General features: G+C 62.9%; 18 protein-coding genes and 1 pseudogene. 9 read left to right on the top strand and 10 right to left on the bottom strand.

Annotated elements, in window-relative coordinates; all coding sequences use genetic code 11:
- Positions 1–224: 224 nt before the first annotated feature.
- Positions 225–1,421: pseudogene (locus tag KQI17_RS05310) on the top strand (IS256 family transposase); the annotation flags it as partial.
- A 178-nt stretch (positions 1,422–1,599) separates the two neighbouring features.
- Here the strand turns inward: KQI17_RS05310 and KQI17_RS05305 are convergent.
- Genes KQI17_RS05305 through KQI17_RS05260 form a run of 10 tightly spaced genes read right to left on the bottom strand, consistent with a single transcriptional unit; the run spans position 1,600 to position 11,145 of the window.
- Positions 1,600–2,421 carry a 4Fe-4S binding protein gene (locus KQI17_RS05305; protein ID WP_216495145.1) on the bottom strand — a complete coding sequence of 274 codons (822 nt, stop codon included), beginning with the start codon at positions 2,419–2,421 and terminating at the stop codon, positions 1,600–1,602.
- A 34-nt stretch (positions 2,422–2,455) separates the two neighbouring features.
- Complete coding sequence (locus KQI17_RS05300) at positions 2,456–2,671, bottom strand: hypothetical protein (RefSeq protein ID WP_022018437.1); 216 nt, start codon at positions 2,669–2,671, stop codon at positions 2,456–2,458.
- A 29-nt stretch (positions 2,672–2,700) separates the two neighbouring features.
- On the bottom strand, positions 2,701–5,007 hold the full coding sequence (locus KQI17_RS05295; RefSeq protein WP_216495144.1) for an ATP-dependent Clp protease ATP-binding subunit: 2,307 nt from the start codon (positions 5,005–5,007) through the stop codon (positions 2,701–2,703).
- A 15-nt stretch (positions 5,008–5,022) separates the two neighbouring features.
- A complete protein-coding gene (locus KQI17_RS05290; protein ID WP_216495143.1) occupies positions 5,023–5,739 on the bottom strand; it encodes a CvpA family protein in 717 nt (238 codons plus the stop codon).
- A 37-nt stretch (positions 5,740–5,776) separates the two neighbouring features.
- Positions 5,777–6,961, bottom strand: a complete 1,185-nt coding sequence (locus tag KQI17_RS05285) for a DUF5711 family protein (RefSeq protein WP_216495142.1) — start codon at positions 6,959–6,961, stop codon at positions 5,777–5,779.
- Complete coding sequence (gene truA / locus KQI17_RS05280) at positions 6,954–7,709, bottom strand: tRNA pseudouridine(38-40) synthase TruA (RefSeq protein ID WP_216495141.1); 756 nt, start codon at positions 7,707–7,709, stop codon at positions 6,954–6,956. Before truA ends, KQI17_RS05285 begins: the two co-directional genes overlap by 8 nt.
- 23 nt (positions 7,710–7,732) lie before the next feature.
- Positions 7,733–8,533: an energy-coupling factor transporter transmembrane protein EcfT gene (locus KQI17_RS05275; RefSeq protein WP_216495140.1), complete on the bottom strand. Its 801-nt coding sequence runs from the start codon at positions 8,531–8,533 to the stop codon at positions 7,733–7,735.
- On the bottom strand, positions 8,527–9,393 hold the full coding sequence (locus KQI17_RS05270; protein ID WP_216495139.1) for an energy-coupling factor transporter ATPase: 867 nt from the start codon (positions 9,391–9,393) through the stop codon (positions 8,527–8,529). The genes KQI17_RS05275 and KQI17_RS05270 overlap by 7 nt, the downstream gene beginning before the upstream one ends.
- A gap of 1 nt (position 9,394) precedes the next feature.
- Complete coding sequence (locus tag KQI17_RS05265) at positions 9,395–10,264, bottom strand: energy-coupling factor transporter ATPase (protein WP_253285694.1); 870 nt, start codon at positions 10,262–10,264, stop codon at positions 9,395–9,397.
- Positions 10,265–10,281: 17 nt separating this feature from the next.
- A complete protein-coding gene (locus KQI17_RS05260; protein ID WP_216495138.1) occupies positions 10,282–11,145 on the bottom strand; it encodes a class I SAM-dependent methyltransferase in 864 nt (287 codons plus the stop codon).
- Between the two features lie 208 nt (positions 11,146–11,353).
- Between KQI17_RS05260 and KQI17_RS05255 the strand changes: the two genes are divergently transcribed.
- The 8 genes from KQI17_RS05255 to KQI17_RS05220 all read left to right on the top strand — a co-directional run bounded on the left by KQI17_RS05255 (position 11,354) and on the right by KQI17_RS05220 (position 16,178).
- Entirely contained in the window at positions 11,354–11,920 is a 567-nt protein-coding gene (locus tag KQI17_RS05255) for an epoxyqueuosine reductase QueH (RefSeq protein ID WP_216495137.1), read from the top strand.
- A 155-nt stretch (positions 11,921–12,075) separates the two neighbouring features.
- Positions 12,076–12,861 (top strand): carbon-nitrogen family hydrolase, encoded by a 786-nt coding sequence (locus KQI17_RS05250; protein WP_216495136.1) that lies wholly within the window; start codon positions 12,076–12,078, stop codon positions 12,859–12,861.
- Between the two features lie 210 nt (positions 12,862–13,071).
- A complete protein-coding gene (locus tag KQI17_RS05245) occupies positions 13,072–13,653 on the top strand; it encodes an HdeD family acid-resistance protein (RefSeq protein ID WP_216495135.1) in 582 nt (193 codons plus the stop codon).
- A 186-nt stretch (positions 13,654–13,839) separates the two neighbouring features.
- Entirely contained in the window at positions 13,840–14,529 is a 690-nt protein-coding gene (locus KQI17_RS05240; protein WP_216495134.1) for an MgtC/SapB family protein, read from the top strand.
- 133 nt (positions 14,530–14,662) lie between these two features.
- Positions 14,663–14,908 carry an RNA polymerase sigma factor gene (locus KQI17_RS05235; RefSeq protein ID WP_216495133.1) on the top strand — a complete coding sequence of 82 codons (246 nt, stop codon included), beginning with the start codon at positions 14,663–14,665 and terminating at the stop codon, positions 14,906–14,908.
- Entirely contained in the window at positions 14,905–15,129 is a 225-nt protein-coding gene (locus KQI17_RS05230; RefSeq protein ID WP_216495132.1) for a hypothetical protein, read from the top strand. Before KQI17_RS05235 ends, KQI17_RS05230 begins: the two co-directional genes overlap by 4 nt.
- Positions 15,122–15,451 carry a hypothetical protein gene (locus KQI17_RS05225; protein ID WP_253285693.1) on the top strand — a complete coding sequence of 110 codons (330 nt, stop codon included), beginning with the start codon at positions 15,122–15,124 and terminating at the stop codon, positions 15,449–15,451. The genes KQI17_RS05230 and KQI17_RS05225 overlap by 8 nt, the downstream gene beginning before the upstream one ends.
- Positions 15,452–15,545: 94 nt before the next feature.
- Entirely contained in the window at positions 15,546–16,178 is a 633-nt protein-coding gene (locus KQI17_RS05220) for a PrsW family glutamic-type intramembrane protease (RefSeq protein WP_216495131.1), read from the top strand.
- The last annotated feature ends 91 nt before the right edge of the window (positions 16,179–16,269 follow it).

Raw genomic sequence — 16,269 nt, 5'->3', positions numbered from 1 at the left:
TTGAATGTGATGTGCTCTTTATTTCGTTTCTTTCGTCTTTTTTAAATTGCATAAAACCTCCTATTGCTCTGGTAATGCGGTCGCCAAACCTTTACCAGTATACCGCAATAGGAGGTTTTGATAATGTACAATAACTTGCGCAAATTGGAAAAAGCATAAAAGAAGACATAGCTTGCAGGCTCTGGTAGAATGAAGTTACCACACACCATTCTGAAAGGAGACAGCAAACTATGTCCGAGAAAATTGTACAGCTGAATGAGGAAATTATCAAGGGGCAGCTCAAAGAATTAGTTCGAGGAAGTGTGGAGGAAACTCTGAACGAGCTGCTGGAAAAGGAGGCGGAGTCGCTGACGCAGGCCGCCCGCTATGAGCGCAGCGAGGCCCGTCAGGGCTACCGCAGCGGTCACTATGACCGCAATCTCACCACGACCTCCGGCGACGTCACGCTCCACATGCCGCGGCTCAAGGGCGTATCCTTCGAGACTGCCATCATCGAGCGGTATCGCCGCCGGGAGAGCAGCGTGGAGGAGGCCCTCATCGAGATGTACCTGGCAGGCGTTTCCGTGCGCCGGGTGGAGGACATCACGGAGGCGCTGTGGGGCAGCAAGGCCTCGCCCGCTACCATCAGCGAGCTGAACAAGAAAGCCTACGTCCACATCGAGGATTGGCGCAACCGCCCCTTGCAGGGCAGGTGCTATCCATACGTCTACGTGGACGGCATCTACCTGCGCCGCAACTGGGGCGGAGAGTACGAAAATGTTGCTGTTTTGGTGGCGATCGCCGTGAATGAGGACGGTTTTCGTGAGGTTTTGGGTGCCGCTGAGGGGATGAAAGAGGATAAGGCCAGCTGGGTCAGTTTCTTCCAATGGCTTCGTGGACGCGGCTTGGACGGCGTAAAGCTCATCGTTGGTGACAAGTGCATGGGAATGCTGGAGGCCGTGGGCGAAGTGTTCCCCGAGGCCAAATACCAACGCTGCACGGTACATTTCTACCGCAACGTTTTCTCTGTTGTGCCTAAATCCAAGGTCAAAATTGTGGCAAAAATGCTCAAGGCGATCCACGCCCAGGAGAGCAAAAAGGCGTCCCGCGAGAAGGCGAAAGCCGTGGTCGCCGAGCTGCGCGCCATGAAGCTGAAGGAGGCCGCCAAGAAGGTCGAGGACGGCATTGAGGAGACGCTGACCTATTGTGACTTTCCCAGCGAGCACTGGACGCGCATCCGCACCAACAACGTGATCGAGCGGCTGAACCGTGAGATCCGCCGACGGACGCGGGTGGTGGGGACATTCCCGGATGGCAACTCCGCCCTGATGCTGGTCTGCGCGAGGCTGCGCCACGTGGCGGGCACCCAGTGGGGCAACAAGAAATACATGAACATGAAGCACTTGGAGGCGGCTCTGGACGACGCCTCCGTTGCCGGCTGACTTCACTCAGCCGGAGCCTGCAAACAATTTTGCGCATAAATCTTGACGGGACCGAGGTTTTACTCATGCTAAAGCTATTTTTCTTCCCCCAGTAGAACTGGGGGTTTATTTCCACGCCTTAAGGCGCCAAAAAAAGGAGTCCCCTGTCCGCATGGACAGGGGACTCCTTTTTGCTGCTTTACAGGAATATCTTCGCGTCGGCGCGGCGGGTGTAGTCGCGCTCGAGCATCGCCTTGTGGGAGAGGAACGCCTCGTCGTCGAAATACTTCGCGCCCGTCGGGCAGTTCCGCACGCAGGCATGGCACTTGATGCACACGCCCGTGACCTCGGCGGGGTCCTCGCGGCTGATGCTGCCCATCGGGCAGAGCGCCGCGCACACGCCGCAGCCGGTGCATTTGCGCCGGTCGGTCTGCGGCTTGGCCTTGAGGAAGTTTTTCGGCTCGCCGTCCAGTCCGAGGGGACGGTAGTAGGGCGCGTCCGCGTCGCCGTCGACCTGAACAGGCGCGGGGATCTCGGTCATTTTGCCGAGCTTCGTCACGACCGCCGCGCCGAGCTGCGCGAGCACGGTCATGTCCTCGCGGTCGGGACGGCCCGCAGCCAGCGTATCCGAAAAGGCGTGCTGGCAGGCGAACGCGCCGGCGGCGATGGTGTGGAAGCCCGCGTTCTCCAGACTCGCGCACAGCTCGGCGAGGGAGTTATCAAAGCTGCGGTTGCCGAAGGTCACGACCGGCACGGCAAGCGCGCCGTTTCCGGCAAAGCCGGTCTGCACAAAGGGCAGGAGCTTGTTGGGCACCTTGCCGGCGTAGGTCGGCGTGCCGAAGATCACGAGGTCCTTGTCCGTGAAGGCATAGGTCTCCTCCCGCGCGGCAGGCAGGGTGAAGTCGACGGTCTCGAGCGGCAGCTCCAGCGTCTGCGCAATGGCGTTTGCCAGGGTGGTGACGACCTTGCGGGTCCTTCCGGTAGCGCTGAAATAGACGGCGTAAACGGTTTTGATCTCCATGATGCGTCCTTCTCTCTTCATTTTTATATAACTCTCAGAGGGAAAAATCCTCCGGTGAGTGCGCTTTGGGATCGAGCGAGGCGGGCCGCGGCGGCACGCGGCGCAGAGGGTCGTAGCGGAAGTGGCGGCAGTGGTCGCTGCCGTCCACCACGCCCCTGCGCGAGCAGGCGACCTCGCGCTCGTTCACCGCAGAGCCGTGGGCGCAGTAGGCACAGCGCGGCTCAATGTCCTTGCGGAACGGATTTCTCATGTCCTCTCTCCCCTTTTTCTTTCTTTTTATTATAGGCTCAAAAGGTCGATCGCGCCGTCCTTCATCACGGCGCGCAGCTGCGTGACGGGGTGGTCGTAGGAGTCGATGATGCGCGTGGCGATGACGTCCTCCAGCTCCTTCTGGATGGTGCGGCGCAGGTTGCGCGCGCCGTAGGTGAGCGAGTAGGACTTGTTCGCCAGATACGCGGCAACGGCATCGTCATAGGTGAAGATGAAGCCCTTCTCCTTCAGGCTGGCCGCCAGCTCGTCGAGCATGATGCGGGCGATGGATACGAAGTTCTTCTCGTCGAGGCGATTGAAGCAGATGATCTCGTCCACGCGGTTGATGAACTCGGGACGCAGGAACTCGCCGAGCGCCTTCATCGTGCGCTCGCGGTTCTGCTCGTTCACGCTGCGGCCGAAGCCGACGCTGCCCTCCTTGCGGTCGCTGCCGGCGTTGGAGGTCATGACGATGACGGTGTTTTCAAAGTTGACCTTGCGGCCGTGCGCGTCGGTCACCTCGCCGTCGTCAAGAATTTGCAGCAGGACGTTCAGCACGTCCGGATGCGCCTTCTCGATCTCATCGAAGAGAATGACGGCGTAGGGCTTGCGGCGGATCTTTTCGGTCAGCTGACCGGCCTCGTCGTAGCCGACGTAGCCCGGAGGGGAGCCGACGAGACGCGAGACGGAGTGCTTCTCCATAAACTCCGACATATCGAGACGAATGAGCGAGTCGGGCGAGTCGAAGAGGTCGGCGGCAAGCTGCTTGACCAGCTCCGTCTTGCCCACGCCGGTGGGGCCGACGAAAATGAAGCTCACGGGCTTGTGCTTCGGGCTGATGCCCACGCGCCCGCGGCGAATGGCCGCAGCGACCGCGTCCACGGCCTCGTCCTGCCCGATGATGTGCTTTTTCAGGCGGTCGGCCAGCTCGCTCAGGCGCTTGAACTCGGCCTCGCGGATGCGGCTGGCGGGAATTTTCGTCCACAGCTCGATCACGCGGGCGAGATTGTCCATCGTCAGCTCGGGATCGCCCTGCGCGCAGAGACCGTCCAGCTCGCTCTGCGCCTGAAGCTCCAGACTTTTCAGCTCGGCAAGGCGCTCGAAGTCGGGATTCTCGGTCTCCGCCTCGAGCAGCTCGCGCTCCTTGGCGTAATCGTCCAGCTCGCGGCGCAGCTCCATGCGGCGGTTGATGTTTTTGTCGTGCAGGTTCATATCCGAGCACGCCTCGTCGATCAGGTCGATGGCCTTGTCCGGCAGGAAGCGGTCGGTGATGTAGCGTTCGGAGAGCACGACAGCCTGGCGCAGGATACCGTCGGGAATTTTCACGCCGTGGAAGGACTCGTAGTAGTGAGCGATGCCCTTGAGAATTTTGAGCGTATCCTCCATGCTCGGCTCGTTGACCGTGACGGGCTGGAAGCGGCGCTCGAGCGCGGTGTCCTTCTCGATGTGCTTGCGGTACTCGTTGAAGGTCGTCGCGCCGATGACCTGAATTTCGCCGCGCGAAAGGGCGGGCTTCAAAATATTGGCGGCGTTCATGCTGCCCTCGGCGTCGCCCGCGCCGACGATGTTATGCACCTCGTCGATGACGAGAATGATATTGCCGAGCTTGCGGATCTCCTCAATAAGACCCTTCATGCGGCTCTCGAACTGGCCGCGGAACTGCGTGCCGGCGACGAGCGCGGTGAGGTCAAGGAGATAGACCTCCTTGCTGCGGAGCTTGAAGGGCACCTCGCCCGCGGCGATGCGCTGGGCAAGGCCCTCGGCGATGGCCGTCTTGCCGACGCCCGGCTCGCCGATGAGGCAGGGGTTGTTCTTCTGGCGGCGGTTGAGAATCTGAACGACGCGCTCGATCTCCTCGTCGCGGCCGATCACCGCGTCGAGCTTGCCGTCGCGGGCGCGCTGGGAGAGGTTGATGCAATAGCTGTCAAGAAATTTATGCTTGGCGGCCTTGTCGTTCTTCTTGCCGCGCTCGGCGCGGCCCGGGCCGTCCGCCGCGCCGTCCGCAGGCGCGGGCGCGTCGCCGTTCTGCCCGCCGAAAAGGCGGCCGAGAAACGGGAAGGTCGCGGTCTTGCCGTCCTCCTCGTCGTCGCCGTCGGGCGCGTCGATGCCCTCAAGGTTTTCGGCGCCGCCGAACGCGCTCATCATCTCGTTGGAGATGTTGTCAAGGTCCTCGTCGGTGATGCCCATGCGCTGCATCATCTCGTTCACCTGCGGCAAGCCGAGATTCTTGGCGCACTTGAGGCAAAGACCCTCGTTGATATTTTTACCGTTCTCCATGCGGGTGATGAAGACAACGGCAACGTTCTTTTTACATCTGGAGCAAAGTTGTGGCTGCATAATGGGAAACCTCCGTTATGTGAGAGATGCGATGATGGATCGCGGGGTGTTGTTCAGAAACCACGCGAGCAGGTGCGTGCCCGCCGCATGGTCCGCAAACCACGTCACGCCGAGGCGCGGCGCGAGGAATACAATGAGAAAAATAAGCAGAGCGCCTTCCATGAGCGAGAGCGCCGCGCCGCCGAGGCCGTTGAGCTGCGCGAGCACCGGCAGCGAGAAAAGGCGGTCGAGCCCGTGCGTGAGCAGACGGAGCAGCAGCATCAGCGCAAGGAAGAACGCGAGGAACAGCGCGGCCTGCACGATGGTCTTGACGAGCAGGTACGCCGCCCGCTCCGCCGCGGAAACGGCGGAATCGGTCACGCTCTTTGTCACGCCGTCGATGGCGTCGTCGGAGACGCCGAAGCGCTTGAGCGTATCGAGCGCTTCGCCGAGCAGATCGCTCAGCTCGTCGGGCAGCAGTCCGCCGGCGCTCAGGTCGCCGTCCTCCGCGGCCAGCGCGTCGGACGGAATATCGCGCTCAAACTGCTCAAGCACTCTCTCCTCCACCTTGGGGTAGACGAGGTCGGTGACCGGCTCGACGAACATCGCGGTGAGCAGCGTCGCGCCGATGAGCGCGACCACCACGCTCACGAGCGCCATCAGGCTGCGGATGAGGCCCTTGCGCGCGCCGAGGAGCGCGAACAATGCCAGCACGGCAGCCAGAACGAGATCAATGATAAGTGCATTATCCATGCTTTTCGCTTACCTTTCAAGTGAAACATTTTTCTAATTACGGCACAAAGAGCCAGCCGTGCTGCGAGCCGAGCAGCACCGCCGAGCCGTCGGCGCGCATCCGCACGCCGCGCGCGTACTGCGTGTCGGTGAGCGAGGCGTACTCGGCAAGGTCGGAGGTGTAGATGACCAGCTCGTCGCTGTAGAGCACGGCAAGATACTTCCCCGCCGCCGAAATGTCCAGCACGTCGCGCTGCGTGTCGAGCGAGGCGATGAGGTTGCCCTCCGCGCCGACGGTGACGAGCTTGCCCGCGCTGCCTGAGCGGTAGCGCGAGAGCACGAGCGCGCCGAAATCCGTCCCGCCGAGCGTGCTGCCGCGCAGATAGGGATAGGCGTAGTCGTAGGAGCCGCCGAGCGAGCCGTCGCCGCTGAGCGCGAGGAAGCGGTCGTCCGTCACGGCGACGAGCGTGCCGCCGAAGCTTGAGAGCTCGTAGAGCAGCGAATCGTCCAGCACGCAGGCGGAGACCGCCGTCTCCTGATCGAGCGCGTAGCGGCGGATCGTACTGACGAACATGGCGTCCTCCGAGCCGAGCGTCGCGACCGCGACGTGCTTGCCGCCGCGCTCCACGCAGGCGTCGATCATGTAGCGGTTGGAGGAATTGAAGGTGAACACGCGCTCTCCCGAGGCGTTGTAGACCGAGACGGAGGACTTGTAGCCGCTCTTGTCCGTCACGAGCGCCAGCATATCGGAGGAGTTGAGCTTCGCCGAAATAATGCCGTTTTCCGTCTCGGTGCTCAGGTCGCGCACAAGGCCCCTTTCGCCGAGGATATAGAGCGTCGTGCCGCCGACGTCGTAGACCGCGGCGGTGCGGCCGCCGAGGGCGATGGCGGGCGAATCGAGCTTGACCTCCTGCGCGTAGACCTCGCTGCCGTCGTCGGCGAGCACGCTCACGCGCGTGGTGGAAACGACCAGCAGGCGGTCGCCGAGGAGGGCGAAGCGGTTCGTGCGGTCGTTGTCGTAATCATAGGTGTTCTCGCCCGCGGCGTCGGCCTTATCGTAGCTCAGCGCACGGCGGAGACTGTCGAAATTCGACAGGTCCAGATACGCCGCGGCGAGCACCGCTCCCAGCACGACCGCGAGCACCGCCACCAGCACCAGAATACGGTGGAGTGTGCCGCGGCGCGGCGGCGCGGCGCGGTCCGCGCGCAGATCCTCGCGCGAGAGCTTATCCTTGTCAGTCATTGAGCCGTTCATCCTCATACCAAAGTCTGGTCATGTACAGTCCCCCCGGCGGCACCGTGGGGCCGGCGAGCGTGCGGTCGCCGGAGTCGAGTATTTTCGGAATGTCCTCCGCCGTGAGCTTGCCCTCGGCGGCGTAGAGCACCGTGCCGGTGATGGCGCGCACCATGTTGTAGAGAAATCCGTCCGCGCAGACCTTGAGCTCCAGAAGCTCGCCGCGGCGCGTCACGCGGCAGTAGTGCACGGTGCGGACGGTGGTCTTCGTTTCCGTACCGACCGAGCGCACGGCGCGGAAATCGTGCGTGCCCTCAAACGCCCGCGCCGCCGCGTCCATCACGGCCTCGTCGAGCTTTTTGGGGTAGAAGTACGCACGGTTCACATAAAACGGGTTCTTGATGCGCGAGTTGTAGATGCGGTAGGTGTATTCCTTCTTCAGGCACGAGCCGATGGCGTTGAAATCGTCCGCCACCTCCAGCGCCTCGCGCACCACGATGTCCTCGGGCGTATGGGTGTTGACGGCGAAGGGCAGGCGGTCGATGGGGATGCGGGAGCTCGTGCGGAAATTCGCAACATAGCGCTCGGCGTGAACGCCCGCGTCCGTGCGGCCGACGCCGGTGAGCTTGACCCTCTCGCCGCAGACCATCGAAAGACCGCGCTGGAGCGTCTCCTGCACGCTCGCCTCGGTCCGCTGCATCTGCCAGCCGTGATAGGCCGTGCCGTTATACATCAATTTTAGCGCAATGTTACGCATGATTCGTGTCCTTTTTTTGAATTTTAGAAAAACTTTTTCAGCGCGATCATCGCCGCGCACAGCGCGGCGTAGAACGCGAGCGTCAGATAGTCCCGTGTCTCGTAGCGCAGGACGTGGAGCTTCGTGCGCCCCTCACCGCCGTGGTAGCAGCGGCACTCCATCGCCGTCGCCAGCTCGTCCGCACGGCGGAACGCGCTGACGAACAGCGGCACGAGCAGCGGAATGAGCGCCTTGGCGCGCTGGAGCAGATTGCCGCTCTCAAAGTCCGCGCCGCGGGCGCGCTGGGCGGACATGATCTTGTCCGTCTCCTCGATGAGCGTGGGGATGAAGCGCAGCGCGATGGACATCATCATCGCCAGCTCATGCACCGGCACGCCGAGCTTCTTGAGCGGGCCGAGCAGGTCCTCCAGCCCGTCGGTCAGGCGGATGGGGCTGGTGGTGTAGGTCAGAAGGAAGGTCCCCATGATCAGCAGCGAGATGCGCAGCATCATGGCGATGGCGGTGATCACGCCCTCGCGCGTGACGTGGAAGATCCAGAACTGCGCGATGACGGTGCCGGGGGTGTAGAAGAGGTTCAGCACCGCGGTGAAGGCGATGATGAACAGCACCGGCTTGAGGCCGCGGAAGAGCGCCCTCGCGCCCACCTTCGAGATGCGCACGGAGACGATCAGCGTCAGGATCAGCACGCCGTAGGCAATGGGGCCCTTTGCCAGAAAGATGGCTATGATATAAAGAACGGTCGTCAGCAGCTTGGTGCGCGGGTCGAGCCGGTGGGCGAGCGTGTCGCCGGGGAAATACTGGCCGAGGGTGATGTCCTTCAGCATACGGCTCCCCCCTTTCGCAGCGCAAGCAGCGCCGCCTTCAGCTCCGCGACCGTGTAGACCGCAGGGTCGATGGGCAGCCCCTTGGCGCGCAGCGCCATGGCGACGCGCGTCACCTGCGGCACGTCAAGGCCCGCGGCGACCAGCTCGTCCGCGCGGGCGAACACCTCGCGCGGCGTGCCGCTCATGAGCACATGAGCGTCGGAGAGCACGGCGATGCGGTCCACGTTCTGCGCGATCTCGTCCATCGAGTGGCTGACGAGCACGACGGTGTTGCCGCGCTCCTTGTGATAGGCGCGGATATGGGCAAGCAGCTCCTCGCGCCCGCGCGGGTCAAGACCCGCGCTCGGCTCGTCGAGCACCAGCACCTCCGGCTCCATGGCGATCACGCCCGCGATGGCGACGCGGCGCTTCTGCCCGCCGGAGAGCGCGAAGGGCGACTTTTGCAGCAGGCCCTCGTCCAGTCCTGCGAAGCGGGCGGCGTCATGCACGCGGCGGTCCAGCTCCGCGCCGGTCAGGCCCATGTTGGTGGGGCCGAAGGCGATGTCGCGGTAGACGGTCTCCTCAAAGAGCTGGTACTCCGGATACTGAAACACCAGCCCCACGCGGAAGCGCACGCTGCGGATCTTCTTCGGGTCGGCCCAGATGTCCTCGCCGTCGAGCAGCACGCGGCCGCCCGTCGGCTTGAGCAGACCGTTGAGGTGCTGGATCAGCGTCGATTTGCCGCTGCCCGTGTGCCCGATGAGACCGAGAAACTCGCCGCGGTAAATGTCGAGCGACAGGTTTTCCACCGCGCTGCGGCGGAAGGGCGTGCCCTCGCCGTAGGTGTGGGTCAGATTTTCAATACGAATGATCTCGTTCAACTCAGTTGTCCTCTTTTGCGGATTTTCCAAAGCACCTTGCAATGGCGTCGGCGCACTCGTCCACAGTGATGGCCGTGAGCGGCAGGTCGCAGCCCGCGCCGCGCAGCTCGTATAAAAGCTCCACCGTGTCCGGCACGGTCAGACCAATGGCGCGAAGCCGTTCCACCTGCGCGAACACCTCGCGCGGCGCGCCGTCCATGGCGACGCGGCCCTCGTTCATCACGATCACGCGGTCGGCGTGCTCGGCTTCGTTCATGTGGTGGGTGATGAGCACAACGGTGATGCCCTCGTCGCGGTTGAGCCGTTCGATGGTCGAAATGACCTCGCTGCGGCCGATGGGGTCGAGCATGGCGGTCGCCTCGTCGAGCACGATGCACTGCGGGCGCATCGCCAGCACGCCCGCGATGGCGATACGCTGCTTCTGTCCGCCGGAGAGCAGGTGCGGCGCGTGCTTTGCAAATTTCTCCATGCCGACGGTGCGCAGCGCGTCGTCCACGCGCCGCCGGATCTCCTCCGTCGGCACGCCGAGGTTCTCGGGTGCGAAGGCCACGTCCTCCTCCACCACGTTCGCGACGATCTGGTTGTCGGGGTTCTGGAACACCATGCCCACGCGGCGGCGGATCTCGAGCAGCAGCTTCTCGTCCGTGGTGTCCATGCCGTCGACGTACACCCTGCCGCCCGAGGGCAGCAGCACGGCGTTGAAGGTCTTGGCGAGCGTGGATTTTCCGCTGCCGTTGTGGCCGAGGATAACGGTGAAGCTCCCTCGCTCGATGGCAAGCGTCACACCGTCGAGCGCGAGCGTCGGCTGCTCGTTCTCCTCCGAAGCGGGGTAGGAATAGGTCAGGTTTTCAGTCCGCAGCATGGTTGACATAATTTTTCTTCCTTTGTTTATTCACTGCACCATCTTCCGGTCGCGCCGCAGGGCAGCGCGAGCCCGGTCTCGGTGACAGGCAGCCCCAGCTCGTCCCACGTCACCCTGCCGCCGTACTTCTCCGCGACGAGCAGATGGAGCATATAGCCGAGCACCGAGGGCGCAAGGCCCGTGGTGTAGGAATTGATGATGACGAACAGCGGCTTGTCGCTGAGCACCTGAGAACAGAGCTTCACGAACGGAAAGAGGTTATCCTCCAGCTTCCAGACCTCGCCGCCCGGGCCGCGGCCGTAGCTCGGCGGGTCCATGATGATGGCATCGTAGGTCTTGCCGCGGCGGATCTCGCGCTCGACGAACTTCGCGCAGTCGTCCACGATCCAGCGGATCGGCGCGTCGGCCAGACCGCTGACCTTTGCGTTCTCCTTCGCCCAGGCGACCATGCCCTTGGCGGCGTCGACGTGGCAGACGCTCGCGCCGCTCTTGGCGCAGGCGACGCTCGCCGCGCCCGTGTAGGCAAAGAGGTTCAGCACACGGATGGGACGGCCCGCCTGCTCGATCTTCTCACTCGCAAAGTCCCAGTTCACCGCCTGCTCGGGAAAGAGTCCCGTGTGCTTGAAGTTCATAGGCTTGCACTGGAACGTCAGATCGCGGTAACGCATCCGCCACTGCTCGGGCAGCTTTTCCTTGTCCCAATGTCCGCCGCCGGTGGACGAACGGTGGTAGCGTCCCTGCGCGTTTTTCCAGCCGCGGTTCGCGTGCGGCGTCTCCCAGATGGCCTGCGGGTCGGGACGCACGAGGATCTGCCGCCCCCAGCGCTCCAGCTTTTCGCCGCCGCCGCAGTCGAGCAGCTCGTAATCCTCCCACTTGTCCGCGATCCACATAGGCTCTATCTCCTTCGCCGGCGCACAGCGCCGCATATTAAATCAATGTATTATACTATAATCGCGCACGGTTCGTCAATTGAAAAAAGGGGCGTTGTCAAAGGCTTTACAATATGTTAAACTTTTGAAGGACGGCTCCTTCGCGGGAACCTTTTTCCGCGTTTGTCCGTTCAAGAAAATACCGATAACGTTTCGTGAGATGACTTTTATGGATAAAATTCTTTTACATTCCTGCTGCGCCCCCTGCTCGGTCTACTGCGTGGACACCCTGCGCGGCGAGGGCATCGAGCCGGTGTCGCTGTGGTTCAACCCGAACATCCACCCGTGGACAGAGTACGACCAGCGTCGCTCGACGCTGCTTGAATACGGAGAAAAGGAGCGGGTCGAGGTGCATATCTTAGAGGACTACGGCCTGCGCGACTTCGTCCGCGCCGTCGCCGCGGACATTGACCACCGCTGCGCGCACTGCTACACCATCCGTCTCGGCACGGCGGCGAAGTACGCGAGCGAGCACGGCTACGAGGCGTTCACCTCCTCGCTGCTCATTTCCCCCTACCAGAACCACGAGCTGCTCAAGGCGGTCGGCGAGACGATGGCGAGAAAGTACGGCGTGGAATTTCTCTACCGTGACTTCCGCCCCGGCTTCCGCGCGGGACAGGCAAAGGCTCGTGAGATGGGGCTTTATCTCCAGAAATACTGCGGCTGCATCTTCTCCGAGGAGGACCGCTACGAGAAAAAGATCGGTCGGGCGCGCACGCGCTTTGCCGAGGAATGAGAAAGGCTGGACTGCACGATGAAAAAGCTGCTTTTCGCCGCACTCTACGGCGCCGTGTTCGAGGGCGTCACGGAGGATGACTTCTACAGGGAAAACTACAGCGCCGGCGCGTGAGCGTCGCTGCCGGTCCAAACCAAATTCAAGGAGGTCTGCGCATGAGGTTGAGCGTCATTCAGATGGATATGCGTTTGGGGGAGAGCGCCTATAATTTCGCGCACGCGGAGGCGCTGCTGCGCCGCGCGGCGGCGGAGGGCGCGGACACCGCACTGCTGCCGGAAACTTGGAACACCGGCTTCTTCCCCGCCGACCATCTGCCGGAGCGGAGCGACCGCGGCGGCGAGGCGGTGAAGGCGCTGTGCGCGCCGCTCGCCCGCGAGCTGAACATGAACATCGTCGCCGGCTCGGTCTCCGACCGGCGTGGCGGGCGCGTGTACAACACCGCCTACGTCTTTGACCGACAGGGCGCGTGTCTCGCAGCCTACGACAAAATGCATCTCTTTACCCCGATGGGCGAGCACGAGCACTACGCCGCCGGCGATCACCTCACGACCTTTTCGCTCGACGGGCACAAATGCGGCCTGCTCATCTGCTACGACCTCCGCTTCCCCGAGCTTTTCCGCACGCTGGCGCTTCAGGGCGTCGAGCTGCTGCTCCTGCCCGCGCAGTGGCCCGCCGCGCGGCGGTATCATTGGGAAACGCTCACAGCGGCGCGCGCCATCGAAAACCAGCTCTTCCTCGCCGCCTGCAACTCCTGCGGCACGGCGGGCGAGACTGTGTTCGGCGGCGCGTCGCGCATCCTCGGACCCCGCGGTGAGCTGCTCGCCGCCGCCGGAGCGGGCGAGGAGATCGTCACCGCCGCGCTCGATTTTTCCGTCCTTGCGGAGGTCCGCGCCGCCATCAACGTCTTTCACGACCGTCGGCCGGAGCTATATCGTCTCTGAAATAAAACGTCGTACCGAGACCGCAGGGTCTCGGGGCTTTTTCCGTTTTGACGAAAAAAATCACAAATTTTGTGCATTTCACCGTTATCTGCCTATGGAAATGCCGCTTGCAGCGCGGTATCCTATGCTTGCAGGAGGGACCGCGGCGCGGCGCTCCTGCCGCTTCATTTTATCATTTCAATTCCCATGAAAATAAAGGAGCTGTGAACTATGGAAACCTTAAAGCGTTACCGTCTCTGGGCCATCGTCGTATCCTGCTGCATGATCGTGCTGGGCGCCGCGATGATCCTCCGCCCCGACATCTCCGCGCTGGCCGTGTGCTATCTCACCGGCGCGCTGTGCATCGCCATGGGCGTGTGCGAGATCGCCCGCTACTTCAGCATCGGCGTCATCGGCATCCTCTTCCGCTTCGACCTGATCGTGGGCATTCTCAGCACGCTCGCGGGTGTTCTGCTTCTTGCCCACCCCACCGGAGCGCTGACCGTCCTGCCCATCATCCTCGGCTTCTACATCATCATCGACAGCGTCTTTTCCATTCAGGCCGCCGTAGAGCTGCGCCGCTTCGGTCTCGGCAGCTGGGGACTGAATCTGCTGCTGGGCATCGTGGGCGCTGTGCTCGGCGTGCTGATGATCCTCGACCCCTTCGACGGCGCGGCGGCGCTGATGATCTACATGGGCGTTTCCCTGCTGCTTGCGGGCGTTGAGAGCATCTACACCGTCATCTGCCTGTCCCGCGCGTTTAAGAGCGACGCGCACCAGAGAGTCATCGACGCCGTCTGGCACGAGGTCTGAGTCCTCCCGATCGTCCGCTGCGGAAAAAAATTTCCGCGGCGGACGATTTTCTCTTGCATTCTCCGTTCAGTTGTGGTATAACCTTCCAAACGTATGGGAGATTTGGACTGCTGTTTTTCTCCCATATGACCACAACGGGCCGCGCCAAAAGCGGCCATTCTTTCTTTAAGGCGGGTGAATGATCGGATGGACACCTTTTTTTCGCAGCTCTCCTCGCTCTCGCTCCTTTCCATCACGGTGCGGCTGCTGCTCACGACCGTGTTCGCCGGCACGCTCGGCTATGAGCGCGAGCGGCACCGGCAGGCGGCGGGCTTCCGCACCTACATCATTGTCGCGGACGCTGCCGCGCTGGTGATGATGACGAACCTCTACATCGGCGACGTCTTCGGCTCGACCGACCTCGTGCGTATGCCGGCCTCGGTCATCACCGGTCTGGGCTTTCTCGGCGCGGGCACCATTCTCGTCACCAAGAGCCATGAGATCAAGGGTCTGACGACCGCCGCCGGACTCTGGGCGGTATCCATCATCGGCACCGCCATCGGCGCGGGCTTCTACACGGGCGGCACGGTGTGCTACGCCTTCATTCTGCTGGCGATGAACGTGCTGCGGCTGGTGGACGTGCGCATCCAGAGCCGGCAGAAGACCGCCACCGTCTACTTCGAGCTCCGCTCGAAGCTGAGCATCGGGCAACTCGTCCGCCTCGCGCGGGAAAAGGACTGCACACTCTCGGAGCTGGAGCTGTACGCCGATTCCGGCTACGGCGACAACCTTGTGTGCGGCACGTTCACCCTCTGGGCGGAGGGCCGCACGTCGCTCGACGATATCCTTCGGGAGCTCAGCGCCGTCGAGGGCGTCATCTACCTCACCAGGATCTGACCACAGCGACTGCGGCCGCCGAAGCGCTTGCTTCGGCGGCCGATTTTTTCTGTCGTCCCGCAGGGACGTTTCCCCTTGCAAGCGGGACCGCTATTCCCTATAATGGAGAAAAAAGCACGGGAGGCGGCGCGTCATGGTGACCGACGATATTCTCTACCGCCGCTATCTCGGCGGCGACGAGGACGGTCTGAGCGCTCTCATGGAGCGCCACGGCGACAAGCTCACGCTCTACCTCGACGGCTGCCTTCACGACCTCCACGAGTCCAAGGACCTGATGATCGAAGTGTTCGCCTACCTGATCGCCAAACAGCCCCGCATCCGCGACGGCGGCTTTCGAGCGTACCTCTACCGATCCGCGCGGCGGCCTGTCTTGCGGTGATCCTCGGTCTCGCGCTGGCGATGCCGTCCGTCACGGCGCGCTTCTCCGGCGCGGACTACTATGGCGGCATGACCGCCAGTCTGTTCACCGGTGAGAGCCTCGGCTATCTTTTAGTGGGACTGCTGGCCTTCGCGCTCGGCGTGTGCGTGACGGTGCTGTGCGTCCGCCTGCATGAGCGGGAGCGGGACGAGGGCAGCGAGGAGGAGCGCGGCGATGCTTGAGCTTTTGGATTACCTCGTACAGTTCCTTGTGACGGCCTACGGCTTCTGCGCCGCGCTGCGGGAATACTACCGGGCGCGCCGCCGGCCGTGGTTCCTGCTGACCTGCTTTTATGCGACCTTCGCGCTCGGCACGCTCTACTGGACGCTGCACCTGCTGCTGCGGCAGGAAACGCCGCAGGTCTTCTACGTCTCCGACCTCGCGTGGCTCGCGAGCTTCGTCTTTCTCCTCGCGCTGACGCTCACGCTGCCGACGGCGGAGGAACGGTGCTTGCTTTCGCGGCGCTGGAGTACGCGCTGTGGACCTCCTCGTGCTTCTGGGTGAGCGACACGCTGACGAACCCCTACTTCTGGTTCGACTTCCTGCTCTCGCTCGTGCTCCTTCTGCTCCTGCCTGCGCTGCGAAAGGCGGTGGACGCATGACCTACATCGAAAACGTCCTCGTGTGCATGGCGGCCCCGCTGCTCGTGGCACTGCTGCTCCTGCGGAGGAAACAGCGTCCGCTGCTGCTTTTCTGCCTCGCGGGCATGGGAATGTGCCTGCTCGCGGCGTACCTCAACACCTTCTTCGCCCAGCTCTACGCCGCAGACGCGCTGAACGCCGCCGCACAGATTGCGCCGGTGGTGGAGGAGATCATGAAGCTGCTGCCGCTGCTCTTTTACCTCGCGGTGTTCGAGCCGGACGCGGAGCGCTTCCGCCTCGCCGCCATCGTGGTGGCCGCGAGCTTCGCCACCTTTGAGAACGTCTGCTACCTGACGCAGAACGGCGCGGGGCAGTTCGTTTATCTGCTCGTCCGCGGCTTCGGTACGGGCGCGATGCACATCGTCTGCGGCAGCGTGTACGGCCGCGTCCTGCGCCCCGTGTGGGGCAGCCGCCCGCTCCGCGCGGCGTGTCTGTTCGGCCTGCTCTGCGTCGCCATCATCTACCACGCCATCTATAACCTGCTCGTGAGCGTCGGCGGCACGGCGCAGCTGCTCGCCTACGCTATCCCCCTGCTCACGGCGCTGTGCTTCCACCTGCTCGGGCAGCAGACCGCAGCGCAAAGGCAATAAGAATATGGGACGGTCCGCATTCGAAATGGATGCGGACCATTTTTTGTCAAAAATCTTCCAGCTTGTTCCTTGGATAAACTGGCGCGATTTT

Origin of the sequence: Oscillibacter sp. MSJ-31, from assembly GCF_018918025.1 — a bacterium.
Classification (GTDB): Bacteria; Bacillota; Clostridia; order Oscillospirales; family Oscillospiraceae; genus Hominicoprocola.
Note: the sequence above shows the minus strand (reverse complement) of the source record. Positions and strands in the feature narration are given on the sequence as shown.

Coding starts and splice junctions, on each gene's coding strand:
- KQI17_RS05305 (WP_216495145.1), bottom strand. CDS start 2,421: ATGGAGATCAAAACCGTTTACGCCGTCTATTTCAGCGCTACCGGAAGG.
- KQI17_RS05300 (WP_022018437.1), bottom strand. CDS start 2,671: ATGAGAAATCCGTTCCGCAAGGACATTGAGCCGCGCTGTGCCTACTGC.
- KQI17_RS05295 (WP_216495144.1), bottom strand. CDS start 5,007: ATGCAGCCACAACTTTGCTCCAGATGTAAAAAGAACGTTGCCGTTGTC.
- KQI17_RS05290 (WP_216495143.1), bottom strand. CDS start 5,739: ATGGATAATGCACTTATCATTGATCTCGTTCTGGCTGCCGTGCTGGCA.
- KQI17_RS05285 (WP_216495142.1), bottom strand. CDS start 6,961: ATGACTGACAAGGATAAGCTCTCGCGCGAGGATCTGCGCGCGGACCGC.
- truA (WP_216495141.1), bottom strand. CDS start 7,709: ATGCGTAACATTGCGCTAAAATTGATGTATAACGGCACGGCCTATCAC.
- KQI17_RS05275 (WP_216495140.1), bottom strand. CDS start 8,533: ATGCTGAAGGACATCACCCTCGGCCAGTATTTCCCCGGCGACACGCTC.
- KQI17_RS05265 (WP_253285694.1), bottom strand. CDS start 10,264: ATGTCAACCATGCTGCGGACTGAAAACCTGACCTATTCCTACCCCGCT.
- KQI17_RS05260 (WP_216495138.1), bottom strand. CDS start 11,145: ATGTGGATCGCGGACAAGTGGGAGGATTACGAGCTGCTCGACTGCGGC.
- KQI17_RS05255 (WP_216495137.1), top strand. CDS start 11,354: ATGGATAAAATTCTTTTACATTCCTGCTGCGCCCCCTGCTCGGTCTAC.
- KQI17_RS05250 (WP_216495136.1), top strand. CDS start 12,076: ATGAGGTTGAGCGTCATTCAGATGGATATGCGTTTGGGGGAGAGCGCC.
- KQI17_RS05245 (WP_216495135.1), top strand. CDS start 13,072: ATGGAAACCTTAAAGCGTTACCGTCTCTGGGCCATCGTCGTATCCTGC.
- KQI17_RS05240 (WP_216495134.1), top strand. CDS start 13,840: ATGGACACCTTTTTTTCGCAGCTCTCCTCGCTCTCGCTCCTTTCCATC.
- KQI17_RS05235 (WP_216495133.1), top strand. CDS start 14,663: ATGGTGACCGACGATATTCTCTACCGCCGCTATCTCGGCGGCGACGAG.
- KQI17_RS05225 (WP_253285693.1), top strand. CDS start 15,122: ATGCTTGAGCTTTTGGATTACCTCGTACAGTTCCTTGTGACGGCCTAC.
- KQI17_RS05220 (WP_216495131.1), top strand. CDS start 15,546: ATGACCTACATCGAAAACGTCCTCGTGTGCATGGCGGCCCCGCTGCTC.